This window comes from Pseudomonas entomophila L48, from assembly GCF_000026105.1.
GTDB classification, from domain to species: domain Bacteria; phylum Pseudomonadota; class Gammaproteobacteria; order Pseudomonadales; family Pseudomonadaceae; genus Aquipseudomonas; species Aquipseudomonas entomophila.
Window position 1 is genome coordinate 4,962,694 of record NC_008027.1, and the last position, 16,793, is coordinate 4,979,486.

The 16,793-nt window shown below is 58.9% G+C and carries 17 protein-coding genes and 4 tRNA genes; 9 read left to right on the top strand and 12 right to left on the bottom strand.

The genetic code is table 11. The features are described 5' to 3' along the window. Positions 1-102: 102 nt before the first annotated feature. Positions 103-1,401: a hypothetical protein gene (locus PSEEN_RS26760; RefSeq protein WP_158020273.1), complete on the top strand. Its 1,299-nt coding sequence runs from the start codon at positions 103-105 to the stop codon at positions 1,399-1,401. Here the strand turns inward: PSEEN_RS26760 and PSEEN_RS21550 are convergent. From PSEEN_RS21550 to PSEEN_RS21565, 6 genes are all read right to left on the bottom strand, one after another. Continuing rightward, the gene (locus PSEEN_RS21550; protein WP_011535696.1) at positions 1,364-1,966 is read right to left on the bottom strand and encodes a GNAT family N-acetyltransferase; all 603 of its coding nucleotides are present in this window, start codon (positions 1,964-1,966) and stop codon (positions 1,364-1,366) included. The two genes, PSEEN_RS26760 and PSEEN_RS21550, sit on opposite strands and share 38 nt — an antisense overlap. A 1-nt stretch (position 1,967) precedes the next feature. After that, a complete protein-coding gene (locus PSEEN_RS26380; protein WP_011535697.1) occupies positions 1,968-2,384 on the bottom strand; it encodes an ASCH domain-containing protein in 417 nt (138 codons plus the stop codon). Next, a complete protein-coding gene (locus PSEEN_RS21555; RefSeq protein WP_011535698.1) occupies positions 2,362-3,420 on the bottom strand; it encodes a hypothetical protein in 1,059 nt (352 codons plus the stop codon). The genes PSEEN_RS26380 and PSEEN_RS21555 overlap by 23 nt, the downstream gene beginning before the upstream one ends. A 3-nt stretch (positions 3,421-3,423) precedes the next feature. After that, positions 3,424-4,002 (bottom strand): ATP-binding protein, encoded by a 579-nt coding sequence (locus tag PSEEN_RS26385; protein ID WP_011535699.1) that lies wholly within the window; start codon positions 4,000-4,002, stop codon positions 3,424-3,426. Positions 4,003-5,266: 1,264 nt separating this feature from the next. After that, positions 5,267-5,342 (bottom strand) — tRNA-Thr (locus PSEEN_RS21560). Between the two features lie 58 nt (positions 5,343-5,400). Continuing rightward, positions 5,401-5,811, bottom strand: a complete 411-nt coding sequence (locus PSEEN_RS21565; RefSeq protein ID WP_011535701.1) for a pilin — start codon at positions 5,809-5,811, stop codon at positions 5,401-5,403. 227 nt (positions 5,812-6,038) lie between these two features. Here PSEEN_RS21565 and PSEEN_RS21570 point away from each other — a divergent pair, with 227 nt between their 5' ends. From PSEEN_RS21570 to yacG, 4 genes are read left to right on the top strand one after another with little or no spacing between them, the layout of a single operon-like run. Next, positions 6,039-7,247: a type II secretion system F family protein gene (locus PSEEN_RS21570; RefSeq protein ID WP_011535702.1), complete on the top strand. Its 1,209-nt coding sequence runs from the start codon at positions 6,039-6,041 to the stop codon at positions 7,245-7,247. 2 nt (positions 7,248-7,249) lie between these two features. Further along, positions 7,250-8,116, top strand: a complete 867-nt coding sequence (locus PSEEN_RS21575; protein ID WP_011535703.1) for a prepilin peptidase — start codon at positions 7,250-7,252, stop codon at positions 8,114-8,116. Beyond that, entirely contained in the window at positions 8,116-8,739 is a 624-nt protein-coding gene (gene coaE / locus PSEEN_RS21580) for a dephospho-CoA kinase (RefSeq protein ID WP_011535704.1), read from the top strand. Before PSEEN_RS21575 ends, coaE begins: the two co-directional genes overlap by 1 nt. Next, a complete protein-coding gene (gene yacG, locus PSEEN_RS21585) occupies positions 8,736-8,936 on the top strand; it encodes a DNA gyrase inhibitor YacG (protein WP_011535705.1) in 201 nt (66 codons plus the stop codon). Before coaE ends, yacG begins: the two co-directional genes overlap by 4 nt. A 150-nt stretch (positions 8,937-9,086) precedes the next feature. Here the strand turns inward: yacG and PSEEN_RS21590 are convergent, their stop codons facing one another. Continuing rightward, positions 9,087-9,794, bottom strand: a complete 708-nt coding sequence (locus PSEEN_RS21590) for an energy-coupling factor ABC transporter permease (RefSeq protein WP_011535706.1) — start codon at positions 9,792-9,794, stop codon at positions 9,087-9,089. Positions 9,795-9,880: 86 nt separating this feature from the next. Between PSEEN_RS21590 and PSEEN_RS21595 the strand changes: the two genes are divergently transcribed. The 4 genes from PSEEN_RS21595 (at position 9,881) to PSEEN_RS21610 (ending at position 12,683) form a co-directional block, all read left to right on the top strand. After that, on the top strand, positions 9,881-10,312 hold the full coding sequence (locus tag PSEEN_RS21595; RefSeq protein ID WP_011535707.1) for a hypothetical protein: 432 nt from the start codon (positions 9,881-9,883) through the stop codon (positions 10,310-10,312). A 55-nt stretch (positions 10,313-10,367) separates the two neighbouring features. After that, entirely contained in the window at positions 10,368-10,997 is a 630-nt protein-coding gene (locus PSEEN_RS21600; protein WP_011535708.1) for a DUF1780 domain-containing protein, read from the top strand. A 132-nt stretch (positions 10,998-11,129) separates the two neighbouring features. Next, entirely contained in the window at positions 11,130-11,303 is a 174-nt protein-coding gene (locus PSEEN_RS21605) for a DUF3094 family protein (RefSeq protein ID WP_011535709.1), read from the top strand. 84 nt (positions 11,304-11,387) lie between these two features. After that, positions 11,388-12,683: an NAD(P)/FAD-dependent oxidoreductase gene (locus tag PSEEN_RS21610; protein WP_011535710.1), complete on the top strand. Its 1,296-nt coding sequence runs from the start codon at positions 11,388-11,390 to the stop codon at positions 12,681-12,683. A 143-nt stretch (positions 12,684-12,826) separates the two neighbouring features. On the opposite strand, the gene PSEEN_RS21615 is transcribed toward PSEEN_RS21610, so the two are convergent. The 5 genes from PSEEN_RS21615 to clpB all read right to left on the bottom strand — a co-directional run bounded on the left by PSEEN_RS21615 (position 12,827) and on the right by clpB (position 16,725). After that, positions 12,827-13,363, bottom strand: coding sequence for a dihydrofolate reductase family protein (locus PSEEN_RS21615; RefSeq protein WP_011535711.1), 537 nt, complete (start codon positions 13,361-13,363; stop codon positions 12,827-12,829). 101 nt (positions 13,364-13,464) lie between these two features. After that, a tRNA-Lys gene (locus PSEEN_RS21620) sits at positions 13,465-13,540 on the bottom strand. 6 nt (positions 13,541-13,546) lie between these two features. Then, positions 13,547-13,623 (bottom strand) — tRNA-Pro (locus PSEEN_RS21625). A gap of 4 nt (positions 13,624-13,627) precedes the next feature. Then, positions 13,628-13,703 (bottom strand) — tRNA-Asn (locus tag PSEEN_RS21630). Positions 13,704-14,160: 457 nt separating this feature from the next. Beyond that, on the bottom strand, positions 14,161-16,725 hold the full coding sequence (gene clpB, locus PSEEN_RS21635; protein WP_011535712.1) for an ATP-dependent chaperone ClpB: 2,565 nt from the start codon (positions 16,723-16,725) through the stop codon (positions 14,161-14,163). Positions 16,726-16,793 lie beyond the last annotated feature (68 nt).

The following is a 16,793-nucleotide window of genomic DNA, read 5'->3' on the forward strand; positions in this document are numbered from 1 at the left end:
CTAATCTTACGGAACGGTGCCCGAGCAGGCTGGTCTCGTGCTGTGAAGACGGGCCCGATTGATGTATCCTTTAGAACCTTGCGCCATCTCAGGAAGGACCCTTTGAACCATTCATTTTCCGGTATTTTGGTTCGCTATCTCCTTAAAAAAAAGGACAGCACGGCAGTGGTAGCTGAGGCCCAGAGCGCAACTGGGACAGCGGTTACTACCGAAGTTGAGACTGCGGAATCAAAAGACGCGGGCCTTGGGCCACGACCGCTTCATTTACACGCAGCCCGAAAAGACGAGTTGCATGTCAACCTTTGGGAGACTGGTCAAGGGCACTTTTCGCCTTTTCTCGATATCGGCGTTATGGTCGGGATGCGTGCGGACGTTGAGGCCGTTGTAGTCGATCTTCCATGGTTGCTTGATGAAAAGCATGTCAGTGACCTTGGGTCGCGGCTGAATGGCGAGAAAAGCGTCGCGGCCATCTTCAACGAGGTTGTTCATTACGATGGTTTTGCGGAAGGAAATTTCGCAAATATTAGCTTTAGGAAAGATGGTCTCGATCACAAGCCATTTTCGCTTTTGAGGCTAAATTCGAACTCATTTAAAATTGAGCGAACCTACTGGAGTGAGGGTGGAAGCTGCAGTCGGCTGGTGGTCAAGCTTCCCGAGATGAATCAAGATACGGTGAAGGAAGAAGATAGGCGAAAATCTGCATATATTCGCTTTCGCATAAGAAATATTCCTCCATCAGTTTATTCGGTTAAGTTTAATCAAAAAGATCGGGCGCTTATTAGTTCGACGAATGAGACAAGAATCATTGATTTTCGTATTAATGTTTTGCGTGGTGTGCCTGAAGAGCTAATAAGCACAAATGTGCCGCTGTCGTTCCCGAAATTTGAAAGGATTCATTGCTTTCTTACCACGTTGAGAGATGAAGAATGCGCGTCGGTAACCAATCATTATAAGGGATATCGGTCTCTGATGGATGAAGACGTCTGGAACGAATACATTCGCCTGGATAGCTCCGTCGCTATATCCGACTCGAACAGTGTAAGGAATTATTTGGGGTATCAGTGGACCGCTTCGGCTGGGAAGGAGGCCGGTTCTTACGCAAAAGATCTGGTGGTTTTAGGACGATTTACGAAGCTGCGTTCAAATTATTGGTCGATCACCAGATTTATTTTCTTGGTAATTCTCTTCGGGGCGGCCGGAAGTGGCATATGGGACATTGGTACAGTTTGTGCGTTTGTCGATCCTCCGCCTAAGGATGTCGACTGTTCGCGCAAATACAGTCTCCTAACAACATACATTATCTGTGGTATTGTAATTATCGGCGCCATGCCATTTTTACGTTATCTTTGGAATTCTGTTCGGCCTAAGCTTGCCGCTTCGCTGGAAGAATTAACCCGCTAGGGGAAATTCTGGAGCTGATAGGCACCGGGATAAATTTAGGCTCAATCAGGCCATTGAAGCTAAGTTCGTCTTTCAATGGCCTGTAGTAGCTTTTGTATTCCTTCGCCAATTCAAAGCCATAGTGAGAAAAAAGCTTTTTGAAAGTGTCTCTTTGCTCTTCTGCTATGGAGAGAAGTGGCATATCGTTTTCTAGGTGTTCAAATGCTCGCTCAAATAGTCGAAGCCCGGTGCCAGAGCCTTGGAACTCGGGCATGACTCGCAAGCAACAAAGCTTCTGCTCTATCCCATCGTCCTTTATTATCGCCAGGCCCGAAAAGCGGCGCCGATAATATTCCACTAAGATGCTTCTTTCGCCGGACAGTATTCCCGGCAATACTTTGGACTCCAGCCACTGATCGAAAAGCGGATAGTATCCGGACAGTCCGAATAGAGAAGTTCTTATAAAACCCCCTATTTGAGGAAAAGAATCCGGATTCGCAATTATGAAATCTCGATCAATAATCTTGGTCGAATTCAAAAGCAGGCGCAACTCCGAGTTAGCATTAAGTAATGACTGATTGGCCATGCTACACCTCTAGCTCTCGCTGCTTATACCTGGCGAATTCATCACTCTTAATATATCTGAAAGACTGAGGGGGAGTAGTGCCAACCCCCAGCTCGGAAAGGCATTTGGGCTCTGCGTATTGTTTAACCTCTCCAACGGCAATCGCCACAGCTTGTTCTTTGCCGTGGTAATACGAGTCGAAGAAATGCCTATCGATACCTGCGTGCCTCTTAGTGCGCTCCCATATTTTAGAGGGCGAGTCAATGAGGATTCGAAGAATTTCGAACTCGCCAACAAGTTTCCCAATAGGCTTGGTGGCGTAGATAATAACTGTGCTAACGCTACTATCGTTAAATCCGACTTTTCTGAATTCGAATTTCTTCTCGCCGCTTAAAATCTTTCGAGCATATTCAGGTTTAATCGATAATAATACTTTCATTAATTTCGCCCTTCTCCGCGATCCACCTAATTTGAGTTTCGTTGAGAGCAATAAAATCCCATCTAGTCCGGGTGCTAATATTGCATTCCTCAATGAGGCGGCCGCGAATGATTCTTTTTTTCAGGGCGGCACTATATGTAAAGCGTATTATATACGATCTTTGCTTGTTAGTAAAATATTCTTTTAATTGCTCAGTGGTGAATATGCTGTAAGGCTTGGTGTATTTAATGAATTGCGACTCAGTGGCGAAGGATTTTATCTGTCGAACTTCCTCTACTACTCCAATTGAAGAAACCACAGATCGATAAAACGCCTTTCCCTTTCCGTCGGATGTTCGATAAATGGCGACCGTATCGCCTGGTTTCATTACCTTGGTCCGTGAGATTCCTGAGATGTAAACCTTGTGAATGCTGTTGGTGTGTGACACATCCTGAACAATGTCGTGGTTTTCGTTGTTTAAGATGGAGTCTGGGAGGAAAGAGGAGTGGTACTCCGGGTAGATGGCTAGCAAATAGTGTTTGCGGCCAGCAATACTGAAGTGGGGGAAGTCCTTGGTCACATCACTCGTTAGTGTTTTGAGCTCTCGGACATAAACGTTTTCAATGCCGTTTTTCCCAATTTTTCTTCCGTGTAAAACAAAGCCATAGCGCTCAATCAATGAAATTAAGCCGCTATGTTTTTCAAAAATGGTAACGTACATATAGTCGGCACGTTCAATCATAGCATGGTCGAAGGCTTTTTTTAAAAAACGCTCTCCAAGCTTGGTGCCATGTGCGTTTATTTTTAACGTCCCGACTTTTACGCTAAGTCCGCCTGGCAGTGGCGGCGAAATCTTGTCGTCGGGCTGATCCTCTCTTTTGAGATAGAGGAAACCATCAAGACGCTTGCGAGAGTTGAAGAAAACGTAGGCTTCGGCGCCGTCTTGGGCCTTTCTTTTGAACCACTCTTCAAATTCGGCGTAATCTGATTTCAACGAAGAGAAGAAGTCGTCAGAAATATCAATATTACTAAATTTTTCATATTTAAGGCTTTTCAATCCCTAGCTCCTTGGACTGACGTTTTTTGGCCATGCTGATACTTCGTACAGAAAACCATCATCCATGTCAAGTGGCGTATCGCCATTACGAATTACGTAAGGGATTTCTCTGGATAGACAGTATTTGATTGCCTGCTCCCTCTCTGCGTTCATTAGCTCAACTATTAGAGGGATTTTCCAGGTTGCCCTGTCTCGCAAGGTCAGTCGTTCGGCCACAATCTCAGGTGCCGACTGAACTAGGATGGTGCCGGTGATTTGCAGTTCGTCAAAAACCTTTGAGTCTATGCTTGTGGCTGATCCATCACTGCTGAGTAGTACGAAATGACCGTCCAGTATGAAAAATGGGGTGTGGCGTTTTACTGCGTTCACAGCCGAAATCAGAGCGTGTTGGTTTTCTCTAATTTGGCGTGCTCTCTTGTCCTCGCTCCATGACTGATCCTTACTCCATGCCTTTATGAGGGTGCTCGCGGAGTAGGTAGGTACCCCTAAAGCCTTTGATAGGCCAGAGCAGAAAGTCGTTTTGCCCGATCCATGAATTCCCGCAACGAATATCACATCCGCTTCCTTAGTCTGGAAAACCATAATATATAGCCTTTGGTTCTAGCTATTTAGAAAATTAGGAATAACGGTGACTATTCATCTAATCGTATATTAATCGCTCAGCTTTTTGGATAGTTCACGATGTTGCTTGGGGTGAGCGCGCGCCTGCGACGCTTTGGGTCTAGGAGCACGAGGGGCGTGGCAGCAGATACGCCTTTTTGGACTTCGAGAGCTGATGGGAGGCTTAGGAGCCGAATTCGATGCGCGTCCACTCTAGCTAAAGGAGAGCGCTGATTGAACCCTATGCGCAGACCAGCAAGAAATCCGAGGCAGGTATCGCGGCACTCGCGGCTCAATTCATTGATTTGGCGATCACAGAAATCCGCAATACGGATGGATGAGCCTGATCGAAGCCGCGAGCGCGGCAGATGAAAAATTCCCAGGCCGAAGCGAAGGTGGCAGTTGATGCGCTTGATGGGCTGCTCCAGGCGGAGCTTAGTTGCTGGGCAGCGTTCCGATTAGATGGAGCTTCCAGGTCCGCGCCATACCTGTAGGAGCCGCGCTTGCCGGGCGATTGGCCGCGAAGTAGGTAAACGAGACAGAGGCGGTCGAGCAAGTGGCCACGGGCTCCTGCACATCTAGCATGGAAAGAAAGCGTTTCTACGCAAAAGGGGGATCAAAAACCCGGATCAGCTGGCGGCTTTCATCGCCTCACTCATGGCAAAGGGCACCGAGATCTACCACGACGCCAATCATCCTCTAGCGTCTAAAAAGCGCATCACACTGCTGCAAACGCTAGACGGGACGCTAACGCTAGAACCACGCGAGGGAGATCGCGTACTCGGATTCCATGACTCGGTAGTGACCTGGACGCCCCAGCCCACCCCATGAGGAACCAAAGTCAGTGAAATCATGATCGATTGGGCAAAAGAAAAGGCGACCCTTGTGGGGTCGCCTTCGGATGTGAATGAGGCTGTAGTCGCAGCGATTCTTTAGTTTCCAGATCTACGACCCTTAAGGTCAGAACCCAGTCAAATCAACGGCCATATGGTGGGGCCTATCGACTGTCCCTACGTCAGTGAGTGCCAGCTTCACTGCTGCCGGATTCGGGGGGCCAATTACTGGCAAGCCATGCCCAAACATGCACGGTTGCAGTCCTCGGTGCTCATCCTCGAAGATTTGCATGGATAGGTCAAACCACCAGTACTCGGTAATTTGTTTCAGCGGGCGACTCGCCTTGCCCTGGGCCTATCGACTTTTTCGAAGCACAAAAAAGGCCTGCATCGCTGCAAGCCTTCTTGATTTCTGGTGCCGGAGACAGGAATCGAACCTGCGACCTTCGCGTTACGAGTGCGCTGCTCTACCGACTGAGCTACACCGGCGTGTTGCGCAACGTACCATTGCCGTGTCCGTTACGCAAACCCCTGTTTCACCTCACTTTCACGGCGCCTTGCAGCCATTCGGCGCGAGGTCTTCCTCCACCGTGGTCACACAACTCCACCCGGCCTGGGTGCGAGCCAGGGTCACGGTCTTGCCCAACACATTGGCCGGTGCGTCGGCCAGGGTGCAGGCGATGCTGGCGGTGCCGTCGGCCGCCGTGCCGCTGGCGGTGATCGCGCAATGGGTGGTGGCGGGCTGGCCGCCGAGGCTGGCGACGTCGGGCACATCCTTGCCTTCGTTCAGGCGGATGTCCATCGGTGTTTTCAGCGCGGAGATTTCCAGCAGCGCCGCCGCAGCTTTGGCCCGGGCCTGGTGGTTGGTGTACATGGGGATGGCGATGGTCGCCAGGATGCCGATGATCGCGACGACGATCATCAGTTCGATCAGGGTGATACCTCGTTGCCCTTTCATGAACGGTCTTCCTTCGTAATACATGGAGGCGCGGTCGGCGCATGTTCAACTTTTCGGCGCCCCGGCCGGCAGGCGCGCAGTAGGCCTGAACCGACACCTTTTGTCACCCCTGCACGGCAGGGCGTCATCTTCGCTGAACTACTCTAGTGAGCGTCATGGAAACGCGCTCGCCCTCGGGCCCGGCAAGCTGTTACGGGGCTTGTCGCCGCACTGCAAAGGACCTTCGCATGCCACCGTCTACCCGCCTCTACGCCTGGGAGGGCATCGATGCCTCCGGCGCTCGTCAGCACGGCCAGCAACCGGGGCGCAGCCCTGCATTCGTGCAGGCCTGGCTGCAGCGCCAGGGCATTCGGGCCACGCGGGTGAAGTTGGCGGGTGGGTTCCAGTGGCGCTGGCCGCAGCGGGCGGGCAAGCCGGATGCGCCGGGGTTCAGCCGGCAACTGGCGACCTTGCTGACGGCGGGAGTGCCGTTGTTGCAGGCGTTCGAGGTGATGGCGCGCAGCACGGTGGACAGCGGCATGGCGGTGTTGCTGGCGCGGTTGAAACAGGATGTGGCGGCGGGGCTTGGGCTGGCGGAGGCGTTGCAGCGGCATCCGGCGTGGTTCGATGCGCTGTATTGCAACCTGGTGCGGGTGGGCGAGCAGTCGGGCACGCTGGACCGGCAGCTGGAGCAGATGGCGGGGATGCTGGAGAAGCGCCAGGCGCTGCGGCAGAAGGTGCGCAAGGCGATGCTGTATCCGGCGGTGTTGCTGCTGACCGGGCTCGGGGTGGCGGCGTTGTTGCTGTTGGAGGTGGTGCCGCGCTTTCAGGGGCTGTTCGCCAGTTTCGACAAGGCGCTGCCGGCGTTCACCCAGTGGGTGATCGATTTATCCACAGGGCTGGGCAATCACCTGGGGTGGCTGGTGCTGTTGATAACTGTGTTGGGGATTGGTGGGCGGGAGGTTTATCGGCGGCATCTGCCGGCGCGGCTGTGGATGGTGCGCTGGGGGCTGCGGGTGCCGGTGGTCGGCACCTTGCTCGGGCAGGCGGCGTTGGCGCGGTTTGCGCGCAGCCTGGCGACATCTTATGCAGCGGGCGTGGCGTTGCTGGATGCGCTGGCAACGGTGGCGCCGGTCAGTGGCAACTGCCTGCATGAGCGGGCGATCCTGGCGTTGCGCCAGCACGTGGCCAATGGGGCCAGCCTGCAACAGGCGATGGAGGCGGACGGGCTGTTCCCGCCGCTGCTGCGCCAGCTGGTGGCGGTCGGCGAGGCCAGTGGCACCCTCGACACCATGCTGGACAAGGCCGCGCTACATTACGAAGAGCAGGTGAGCCAGGCGCTGGAGCAGTTGACCACGCTGCTGGAGCCGGCCATCGTGCTGATCCTCGGGCTGCTGGTGGGGGGCCTTGTCGTGGCGATGTACTTGCCGATCTTCCAGTTGGGTAGCCTGATCTGAACATGAATGCCTGGGCCGTCGTCGTCGATCATCCGCCGTTCTTTTACACCCTGGCCGCGGTGCTGGGGTTGCTGGTGGGCAGTTTTCTCAATGTGCTGGCGTATCGGCTGCCGGTGATGCTCGAGCGCCAGTGGCAGCGGGAGGCGCAGGAGGTGCTGGGGCTGCCGCAGGCCGAGTACGAGCGCTTCGACCTGTGCTTGCCCGCGTCGCGTTGCCCCCACTGCCAGCGCCCGATCCGGGCGTGGGAAAACATTCCGGTGTTGAGTTACCTGGCCTTGCGCGGGCGTTGCTCGGGGTGCAAGGCGCGGATCAGTGCGCGTTATCCACTGGTGGAGCTGGCCACCGCCCTGCTGTCGTTGCTGGTGGCCTGGCATTTCGGGCCCGGTGTGGAAGCGCTGGCGGTGATGCTGCTGACCTGGGGCCTGATCGGCTTGAGCCTGATCGATGCCGAGCACCAGTTGCTGCCGGATGTGCTGGTGCTGCCGCTGTTGTGGCTGGGGCTGGTGGTCAATGCCTTCGGGCTGCTGGTGCCGCTGGCCGACGCGGTGTGGGGCGCGGTGGCGGGTTACCTGAGCCTGTGGGCGGTGTACTGGGTGTTCAAGCTGGTGACCGGCAAGGAGGGCATGGGCTTTGGCGACTTCAAGCTACTGGCCATGCTCGGGGCCTGGGGTGGTTGGCAGATCTTGCCGCTGACCTTGATGCTGGCCTCGCTGGTGGGGGCGCTGATCGGGCTGGCGCTGGTACGTTTGAAGCGCACGCAAATGGGCGCTGCGCTACCTTTCGGGCCTTATCTGGCGATTGCGGGGTGGATCGCCGTGCTCTGGGGTGATGAAATAGTCGCTTCTTACCTGCAACTGCTTGGAACCTGATGAGCACAGCGCCTTTCACCCCCTGGATTCTCGGCCTGACCGGCGGCATCGGCAGCGGCAAGAGCGCCGCCGCCGAGCGTTTCGTCGAGCTGGGCGTGCACCTGGTCGACGCCGACCAGGCCGCGCGCTGGGTTGTCGAGCCGGGGCGCCCTGCCCTGGCCCGTATCGTCGAGCGCTTCGGCCCCGGCGTGCTGCTGGAGGATGGCCAGCTCGACCGTGGCGCCCTGCGCCAGCAGATCTTCGCTGACCCTGCGCAACGGCAATGGCTGGAGCAGCTGCTGCACCCGCTGATCGGCCAGGAGATTTTCAGCTACCTGGCCAAGGCCGAGACGCCCTATGCGGTGTATGTGTCGCCGCTGCTGATCGAGTCGGGGCAGTTCAGCAAGACCCAGCGCATCCTGGTGATCGATGCGCCGACCGAGTTGCAGGTGCAGCGCACTCTGCAACGGGACAACACCAGCCCCGAGCAGGTGCAGGCGATTCTCAAGGCCCAGCTGGCCCGGGAAGAGCGCCTGCGCCATGCCGATGATGTGGTGGTCAATGATCGTGACCTGCAATCGCTGCACGACGAGATCGACCGCCTGCACCACTTTTACCTGACTTTGCGAGGAGGCCAGCCATGAGCCAGCCGATGACCGTTGATTGCCCGACCTGTGGGGCGCCTGTGGAATGGGGGGAGAAGAGCCCGTTCCGGCCGTTTTGCTCGGACCGCTGCAAGTTGATCGACCTGGGGGCCTGGGCGGCCGAGGAGCATAAGATCGCGGGGGCCGAAGAGTCCGAGGATGAGTTGTATTCGGGGGATCTGGAGCCGCGGCATTGACCTGGTTTTTGGGTTGGCTGTGATGGCCTCTTCGCCGGCAAGCCGGCTCCTACAGGGCTTGCGGCCTGCCCCGGCCCCGTAGGAGCCAGCCTTGCTGGCGAACCAGGCGACGCGGTGAATGGCTCGACGATTGAGCCCCGCGATGCACGTTCAGCGTTCTTCGTCCTTCCAGGGCGCCTGCAGATAACGGGAGCGGTTGAAGGTTTCCAGCCACTCCGGGCAAAACACCACCAAAGCACTGATCACAGTGCCGTTGATAAACGCCTCGGGGAACATCATCAACCACAGGTAACCGACAAAGTCGCTGAGCCACTCGGGCATGGCGAAACGCTCGTCCATCCACAGCAACCCCAACCCGGCCGCCAGGCACACCAGCACGGTCAGCGCAGCGGGAAAGAACCCAGAACAGAAGATATACACGAACAGGTTACGCGGCTGGGCGCGCTCGACCAGGATCGCGCACACCTCGGTGACCAGCACCGGTAAGCCGACGATCAGCAGGCCGTTCACACCGATGGCGGCAAGGTCCTGACGACCGAGCAGCAACAGGCCGAGCTGAGCCAGGAAGCCACCGAGCACCGCCAGCGGCCAGTCTAGCAATAGGGTCACGGCGGTCATGCCGATGAAGTGATACGACACGCCAGTGTCGAAGTCGCGCCGTACCAGCCATAGCACGAACAAGCAGAACACCGTGCCGAACAGCAGGTGCTGGCGGCGGGTGTCGGTGAACAGCTCCACCCAGCGCGTGCGGCTGGCAGCCCAGACCAGCAGGGGCACGTAACCGAGCCAGCCAAGGGTGAGGCTGGTGCTGGACAAGACCTGTGCGCTGATCACCTGAACACTATCCCTGTCGGCCATGTGGACATGCCTGAGTCTACACCCATTCTCCCTTTCGTCCGGTTGCTATAGGCTGGCACCTCCTTTCAGTGCAGGACGCATTACCGATGACCGAAGGAATCAACCTGCCCTTGCTGCTGGGCGCGCTGTTCAGCGCCATCGCGGGGGTGCTGCATCTGATGGTCATCGCCGTGGGTCCGCGCTGGTACCGTTTGTTCGGCGCCGGTGAACGCATGGCCCGGGCCGCCGAACAAGGGCGCGCCTACCCTGCCCTGGTCACTGCGGCGATCGCGTCGGTACTGCTGGTCTGGGCCGCCTACGCGCTGTCGGCGGCCGGTGTGATCGCGCCCTTGCCGTTGCTGATGCCGATCATCTGCCTGATCACCCTGGTGTACCTGGCCCGTGGCCTGCTGGGGCCGCTGTTGCTGGCCGGCACCGGGCGCAGCCGGCGCTTCATCGCGGTCAGTTCGGCCATTTGTGTGGGTGGCGGGCTGCTGCACCTGTTCGGGGTTGTCCAGCAATGGCTGGTGCTGGGCTGATTCCCACGCACAAACAGCATCTTACCGTCATCAATTAGCGACTAAGCTTGTCCCCATGGATGACTCAGACTACCTGCGCCTGCTTACCATCCAGGCCGAACAAGCCAATGCGTTCCTGTCCAATGCCCGCAAATGGGAACGCGAGCGTTGGGTCTGCCAGCGCCTGCTGCAGGGGCTGAACATTCCCTACCGCAGCGAGGACTTCACCCCGGCCGGGCAGGAGCCGCCAGACGTGCTGTTCCGCGACGCGGCGTTCGAGGTGTTCTTCGTGCTCGACGAAGGCCGGCGGCTCAATGATGAATGGCGCGAAGAGCTGCAACGTCGGCGCAGCGCGTTCTCCCTCAGCCAACTGGTGCGCCGCGAACAGCGCCCCCGGCGTATCAGCGCCCAGGAACTGCTGGCACGTCTGGCGCCCACGCTACGCAAGAAATCGCACAACTACCGCGAACGCGGGCTGGACCTGGGCGAGCTGGACATCATCGCTTTCGCCAGCCTCAAGCGCGAAGTGCTCGACCTCAACAGCCATTTCCCGCCGCCCACCGAATACTTGCGCCAGGGCTGGCGTTCACTGTCACTGGTGGGGCCGACCTTCGCCCGGGTGCTGTTCGCCCACCCGGACGCGCCGGATTTCCTGCGCGGCAACCTGGGGCGCAGCATCGTGTTCGACGTCGGGATCAGTCTTTGATCCAGTGCCGGGTGTCTTTGCGATCACGTACACTCGGCGCCAGGGATAGAAAGCATTATCATTCGACCTATGCGTTTGCGTGAGCGCTGTAGCGTTTGCGCATCCACCAACGTCTATCTGACGAGGCCCACCATGACCAGCCGCCTGAATCCTGAAGATCAGCGTCGCGTCGATGAGTACTTGCGTGCCCCCCAGCATCGTGTCGAGCGCAGGCCTTTCCGGCCGTTGCTGCTCCTGTTGCTGGTGGTGGCCGTGACCATCGGTCTGGGCCTGTTGAGCCGCCTGCTGAGTGGACTGGTGCTATGAGCTGCCTTGCGCTCGCCCTCCCCTCGTGCCGGACGCGGCCGGGCCTTGTGCCCACGAATTCCGTAAAACTTGTGAGATATCCCCATGACTCATCGCATCGTGATTGTCGGCGGCGGCGCCGGCGGCCTGGAACTGGCGACCCGCCTGGGTAAAACCCTGGGCAAGCGCAAACAGGCCGAGATCACCCTGGTTGATGCCAACCTGACGCACATCTGGAAGCCACTGCTGCACGAAGTGGCGGCCGGCTCGCTGAACTCCTCGGAAGACGAACTGAACTACGTGGCCCAGGCCAAGTGGAACCACTTCAACTTCCAGATGGGGCGCATGAGCGGCCTGGACCGTGAAAACAAACTGATCCAGCTGGCCGCGACCCTCGATGACGAGGGCCGTGAGCTGTTGCCTGCGCGCACCATCGGCTACGACAGCCTGGTGATTGCCGTGGGCAGCAACACCAACGACTTCGGCACCCTGGGCGCGGCGCAGCACTGCCTGTTCCTCGACAGCCGCAAGCAGGCCGAGCGCTTCCACCAGCAACTGCTCAACCACTACCTGCGCGCCCACGCGGGCGATGTAGCCAGCGAGAAGATCAGCGTGGCCATCGTCGGTGCCGGCGCCACGGGTGTTGAGCTGGCGGCCGAGCTGCACAACGCCGCCCATGAGCTGGCGGCCTATGGTTTGGACAAGATCCAGCCGAAGGACATGCACATCACCCTCATCGAGGCCGGTCCACGGGTGTTGCCAGCACTGCCGGAGCGCATCAGCGTGCCCGTGCACAAGACCCTGGAAAAACTCGGCGTGACGGTGATGACCAACGCCGCGGTCAGCGAAGTGACCGAGGATGGCCTGAAGACGGCGGCCGGCGAAGTGATCCAGGCCAGCCTGAAGGTGTGGGCGGCGGGTATTCGCGCGCCGGGCTTCCTCAAGGATATCGACGGCCTGGAGACCAACCGCATCAACCAGCTGGTGGTGCGCCCGACCCTGCAGACCACCCGCGACGACAACATCTTCGCCTTCGGCGACTGCGCCGCCTGCCCGCAGCCGGGCAGCGACCGCAACGTGCCGCCACGGGCGCAGGCTGCGCACCAGCAGGCGTCGTTGCTGGCCAAGAGCCTGAAGGCGCGCCTGGAGAACAAGGCGCTGCCGACCTACGAGTACAAGGACTACGGCTCGCTGGTGTCGCTGTCGCGGTTCTCGGCGGTGGGCAACCTGATGGGTAACCTGATGGGCAGCGTGAAGCTGGAGGGCTGGCTGGCGCGGATGTTCTATGTGTCGCTGTACCGGATGCACCAGATGGCGTTGTATGGGTTCTTCCGCACGGCGATGATGATGCTGGGCAGCAAGATTGGCCGGGGCACCGAGCCGCGTCTGAAGCTGCACTGATAGCCTGACGCGGTTCGCCGGCAAGCCGGCTCCTACAGAAGCGCTGTCCGTAGGAGCCGGCTTGCCGGCGAACACCGGCGTAGCCGGTGCCATGCACCGCGGCGCCTGGTTCGCCAGCAAGGCTGGCTCCTACAGTTTCTATTTCAACGCACGATGCGATACGTGCTCTGCACGAACCCACTCTCGTAGCTGGTCGTCTTCATGTGCTGCAACAGCACATCCTTCGCCAACCCGCCGAACAACGGAATCCCCTGCCCCAGCAACACGGGAATGCGGGTGATGGTCAGTTCATCCACCAACCCCTCACGCAAGAACCCCTGGATCAGCTTGCCGCCGTCCAGGTACAGGCTCTTCGCGCCCGTGGTTTCCAGGTGCTCGAGCAAAGCCGGGATCGGCCCAGGATGCAGCTCGACCCGCTCGGGCGAATGTTGAGGCAACGCAGGCAGGGTACTGCTGACCACCACGACGCGTACATCAGGATAAGGCCACTGGCCGAAGGTCATGACCTTGTCGAACGTCCCCCGCCCCATCACCAGCGTATCGACGCCCGCCATGAACCCGGCGTAGCCGTGGTCGTCGGTGGATTGAGTGGCGCCCATCAGCCAATCGAGGCCGCCGTCTTCACGGGCGATATAGCCATCCAGGCTGGTGGCGATGAAAACACGGGCTTTGAGGGACATGTGCGGCGCTCCTGCGGGCAGAAGCCACAGGGTAGCAAGGGTAGGGAGATAAATCGCGGGCAAAAGAAAAAGGGCATCTCAGTCGAGATGCCCTTTTTACATGGTGGGTCGTGTAGGATTCGAACCTACGACCAATTGGTTAAAAGCCAACTGCTCTACCAACTGAGCTAACGACCCGGAAAATGGTCGGGGTGAGGGGATTCGAACTCCTGACATCCTGCTCCCAAAGCAGGCGCGCTACCGGACTGCGCTACACCCCGAGATTGGCTCCGCGACCTGGACTCGAACCAGGGACCCAATGATTAACAGTCATTTGCTCTACCGACTGAGCTATCGCGGAACTGAACTTCGGTACATCTTTACTGCTTCGAAGCCTGTGTTAGCTTCGAACTCTTTAGCTGCTTCGCTTTCGCGTTGTCGCTGCTGAGGCCGGCTATTCTACATTCTTCGTTTTGCTTGTCAACCACTTTTTTTCATTCAACTTACTGATTTGTAAGTTGTTTTGCGATCTCCGATGTTGCTGGTGATTCGCTCAGTGCCTGACAGCGGGGCGAATATTAGGGGCACTCTGATTTTTGTGCAAGCATTTTTTTCAAAAATTTCAGCAAGTTATCTGGAAAGCCCGAAAAGCCCGGGTTTTCTGGGCCTGTGCGGGCCTCATCGCGGGTAAACCCGCTCCTACAGGTTTCAAGGCCTGTGCTGATCCTGTAGGAGCGGGTTTACCCGCGATGAGGCCAGTACAGGCAAATATGCAAAAAAAGCCCCGCACATGCGGGGCTCTTCATTGATTGCCGTAATCAGGCAAAGACGATCTCATCGCCCTCCACCTTCGCGGTGATTGCCGCGCCAGGCAGGAACTCGCCTCCCAAGATCAACTGCGCCAGCGGGTTCTCGATCCAGCGCTGGATCGCACGCTTGAGCGGCCGTGCGCCATACACCGGGTCGTAACCGACGGCGATCAGCTTGTCCAACGCCTCCGGGCTCAGGCTCAGCGACAGCTCGCGCTCGGCCAGGCGGCCGCGCAGGCGGCCAAGCTGGATCTCGGTGATGCCGGCGATCTGCTCGCGGCCCAGCGGTTCGAACACCACCACTTCGTCGATGCGGTTGATGAACTCCGGACGGAAGTGCGAACCCACCGCGTCCATCACCGCCGCGCGCTGTGCCTCGCGATCACCGGCCAGTTCCTGGATCTGCGCCGAGCCCAGGTTGGAGGTCATCACGATCACCGTGTTGCGGAAGTCCACGGTACGGCCGTGGCTGTCGGTCAGGCGGCCGTCTTCCAGCACCTGCAGCAACACGTTGAACACATCCGGGTGGGCCTTCTCCACCTCGTCGAGCAGCACCACCGAGTACGGCTTGCGACGCACGGCCTCGGTCAGGTAGCCGCCCTCTTCATAACCCACGTAGCCTGGCGGGGCGCCGATCAGGCGAGCCACGGAGTGTTTCTCCATGAACTCGGACATGTCGATGCGCACCATGGCCTCTTCGGTGTCGAACAGGAACTCGGCCAGCGCCTTGCACAGTTCGGTCTTGCCCACGCCGGTCGGGCCGAGGAACAGGAACGAGCCGCTGGGGCGGTTCGGGTCGGACAGCCCGGCACGGGAACGGCGCACGGCGTTGGCCACGGCGGTCACCGCCTCGTCCTGGCCGATCACCCGCTCATGCAGCAGGCTTTCCATCTTCAGCAGCTTCTCGCGCTCGCCTTCGAGCATCTTGGCCACCGGGATGCCGGTCCACTTGGAGACCACTTCGGCGATTTCTTCCTCGGTGACCTTGTTGCGCAGCAGCTGGTTGTCGGTCTTGCCGTGCTGGTCGACCATCTGCAGGCTGCGCTCCAGGTCCGGGATCACCCCGTACTGCAGCTCGGCCATGCGGCTGAGGTCGCCCTTGCGGCGGGCGGCTTCCAGCTCCTGGCGGGCCTGCTCGATCTTCTGCTGGATCTGCGCCGAACCCTGCACCTCGGCTTTTTCCGAGGCCCAGATCTCTTCGAGGTCGGCGTACTCGCGCTCCAGGCGGTCGATTTCCTCGGTCAGCTTCTCCAGGCGTTTCTTCGCCGCTTCGTCTTCTTCTTTCTTCAGTGCCTGGGACTCCACCTTCAGCTGGATCAGGCGACGGTCGAGGCGGTCGAGCACTTCCGGCTTGGAGTCGATCTCCATGCGGATGCGGCTGGCGGCTTCGTCGATCAGGTCGATGGCCTTGTCCGGCAGCTGGCGGTCGGTAATGTAGCGGTGGCTGAGCTTGGCCGCGGCAATGATGGCGCCGTCGGTGATGGCCACCTTGTGGTGCACTTCATAGCGTTCTTTCAGGCCGCGCAGGATGGCGATGGTGTCTTCCTCGCTCGGTTCCTCCACCAGCACCTTCTGGAAGCGGCGCTCGAGGGCGGCGTCCTTCTCGATGAACTGGCGGTATTCGTTGAGCGTGGTGGCGCCAACGCAGTGCAGCTCGCCACGGGCCAGGGCCGGCTTGAGCATGTTGCCGGCGTCCATGGCGCCCTCGCCCTTGCCGGCACCGACCATGGTGTGCAGTTCGTCGATGAACAGGATGATCTGGCCTTCCTGCTTGCTCAGTTCATTGAGCAGCGCTTTGAGGCGTTCTTCGAACTCACCACGGTACTTGGCGCCGGCAATCAGCGCGCCCATGTCCAGGGCCAGCAGACGCTTGCCTTTCAGGCCGTCGGGCACCTCGCCGTTGATGATGCGCTGGGCCAGGCCCTCGGCGATGGCAGTCTTGCCCACGCCGGGTTCGCCGATCAGCACTGGGTTGTTCTTGGTCCGGCGTTGCAGCACCTGGATGGTGCGGCGAATCTCGTCGTCACGGCCGATCACCGGGTCCAGCTTGCCCTCTTCAGCGCGCTTGGTGAGGTCGACGGTGTACTTGTCCAGGGCCTGGCGCGATTCCTCGGCGTTGGCGTCGTTCACCGCCGCGCCGCCGCGCAGGTTGTTGATGGCGTTCTCCAGGGCCTTCTTGCTCACGCCCTGGCCGAGCAGCAGCTTGCCGACCTTGCTGTTCTCGTCCATGGCGGCGAGCAGCACCAGTTCGCTGGAGATGAACTGGTCGCCCTTCTGCTGTGCCAGGCGGTCGGCCTGGTTGAGCAGGCGCGCCAGGTCCTGGGACATGTTCACGTCACCGGTCGGGTTCTGGATTTTCGGCAGCTGGTCGAGCTCTTTGGTCAACGCCTTGCGCAGGCTGTTGATGTCGAAGCCCACCTGCATCAGCAGCGGCTTGATGGAGCCGCCCTGCTGGTCGATCAGCGCCTGCAGCAGGTGCAGGGGCTCGATGGCCGGGTGGTCCATGCCCACGGCCAGGGATTGGGAATCGGATAATGCCAGTTGCAGCTTGCTGGTCAGTCGGTCTATTCGCATGGGGGATACCTTCCTTTAAAGGGCAGGCGGAGCGATGGACAGCACCTTTTATGAAGAACCTGCCTGAG

Coding starts and splice junctions, on each gene's coding strand:
- PSEEN_RS21570 (WP_011535702.1), top strand. CDS start 6,039: ATGCCACCGTCTACCCGCCTCTACGCCTGGGAGGGCATCGATGCCTCC.
- PSEEN_RS26380 (WP_011535697.1), bottom strand. CDS start 2,384: ATGAAAGTATTATTATCGATTAAACCTGAATATGCTCGAAAGATTTTA.
- PSEEN_RS21575 (WP_011535703.1), top strand. CDS start 7,250: ATGAATGCCTGGGCCGTCGTCGTCGATCATCCGCCGTTCTTTTACACC.
- PSEEN_RS21605 (WP_011535709.1), top strand. CDS start 11,130: ATGACCAGCCGCCTGAATCCTGAAGATCAGCGTCGCGTCGATGAGTAC.
- PSEEN_RS21550 (WP_011535696.1), bottom strand. CDS start 1,966: ATGGCCAATCAGTCATTACTTAATGCTAACTCGGAGTTGCGCCTGCTT.
- PSEEN_RS21595 (WP_011535707.1), top strand. CDS start 9,881: ATGACCGAAGGAATCAACCTGCCCTTGCTGCTGGGCGCGCTGTTCAGC.
- PSEEN_RS21600 (WP_011535708.1), top strand. CDS start 10,368: ATGGATGACTCAGACTACCTGCGCCTGCTTACCATCCAGGCCGAACAA.
- PSEEN_RS21590 (WP_011535706.1), bottom strand. CDS start 9,794: ATGGCCGACAGGGATAGTGTTCAGGTGATCAGCGCACAGGTCTTGTCC.
- PSEEN_RS21565 (WP_011535701.1), bottom strand. CDS start 5,811: ATGAAAGGGCAACGAGGTATCACCCTGATCGAACTGATGATCGTCGTC.
- PSEEN_RS21610 (WP_011535710.1), top strand. CDS start 11,388: ATGACTCATCGCATCGTGATTGTCGGCGGCGGCGCCGGCGGCCTGGAA.
- PSEEN_RS21615 (WP_011535711.1), bottom strand. CDS start 13,363: ATGTCCCTCAAAGCCCGTGTTTTCATCGCCACCAGCCTGGATGGCTAT.
- coaE (WP_011535704.1), top strand. CDS start 8,116: ATGAGCACAGCGCCTTTCACCCCCTGGATTCTCGGCCTGACCGGCGGC.
- PSEEN_RS26385 (WP_011535699.1), bottom strand. CDS start 4,002: ATGGTTTTCCAGACTAAGGAAGCGGATGTGATATTCGTTGCGGGAATT.
- yacG (WP_011535705.1), top strand. CDS start 8,736: ATGAGCCAGCCGATGACCGTTGATTGCCCGACCTGTGGGGCGCCTGTG.
- clpB (WP_011535712.1), bottom strand. CDS start 16,725: ATGCGAATAGACCGACTGACCAGCAAGCTGCAACTGGCATTATCCGAT.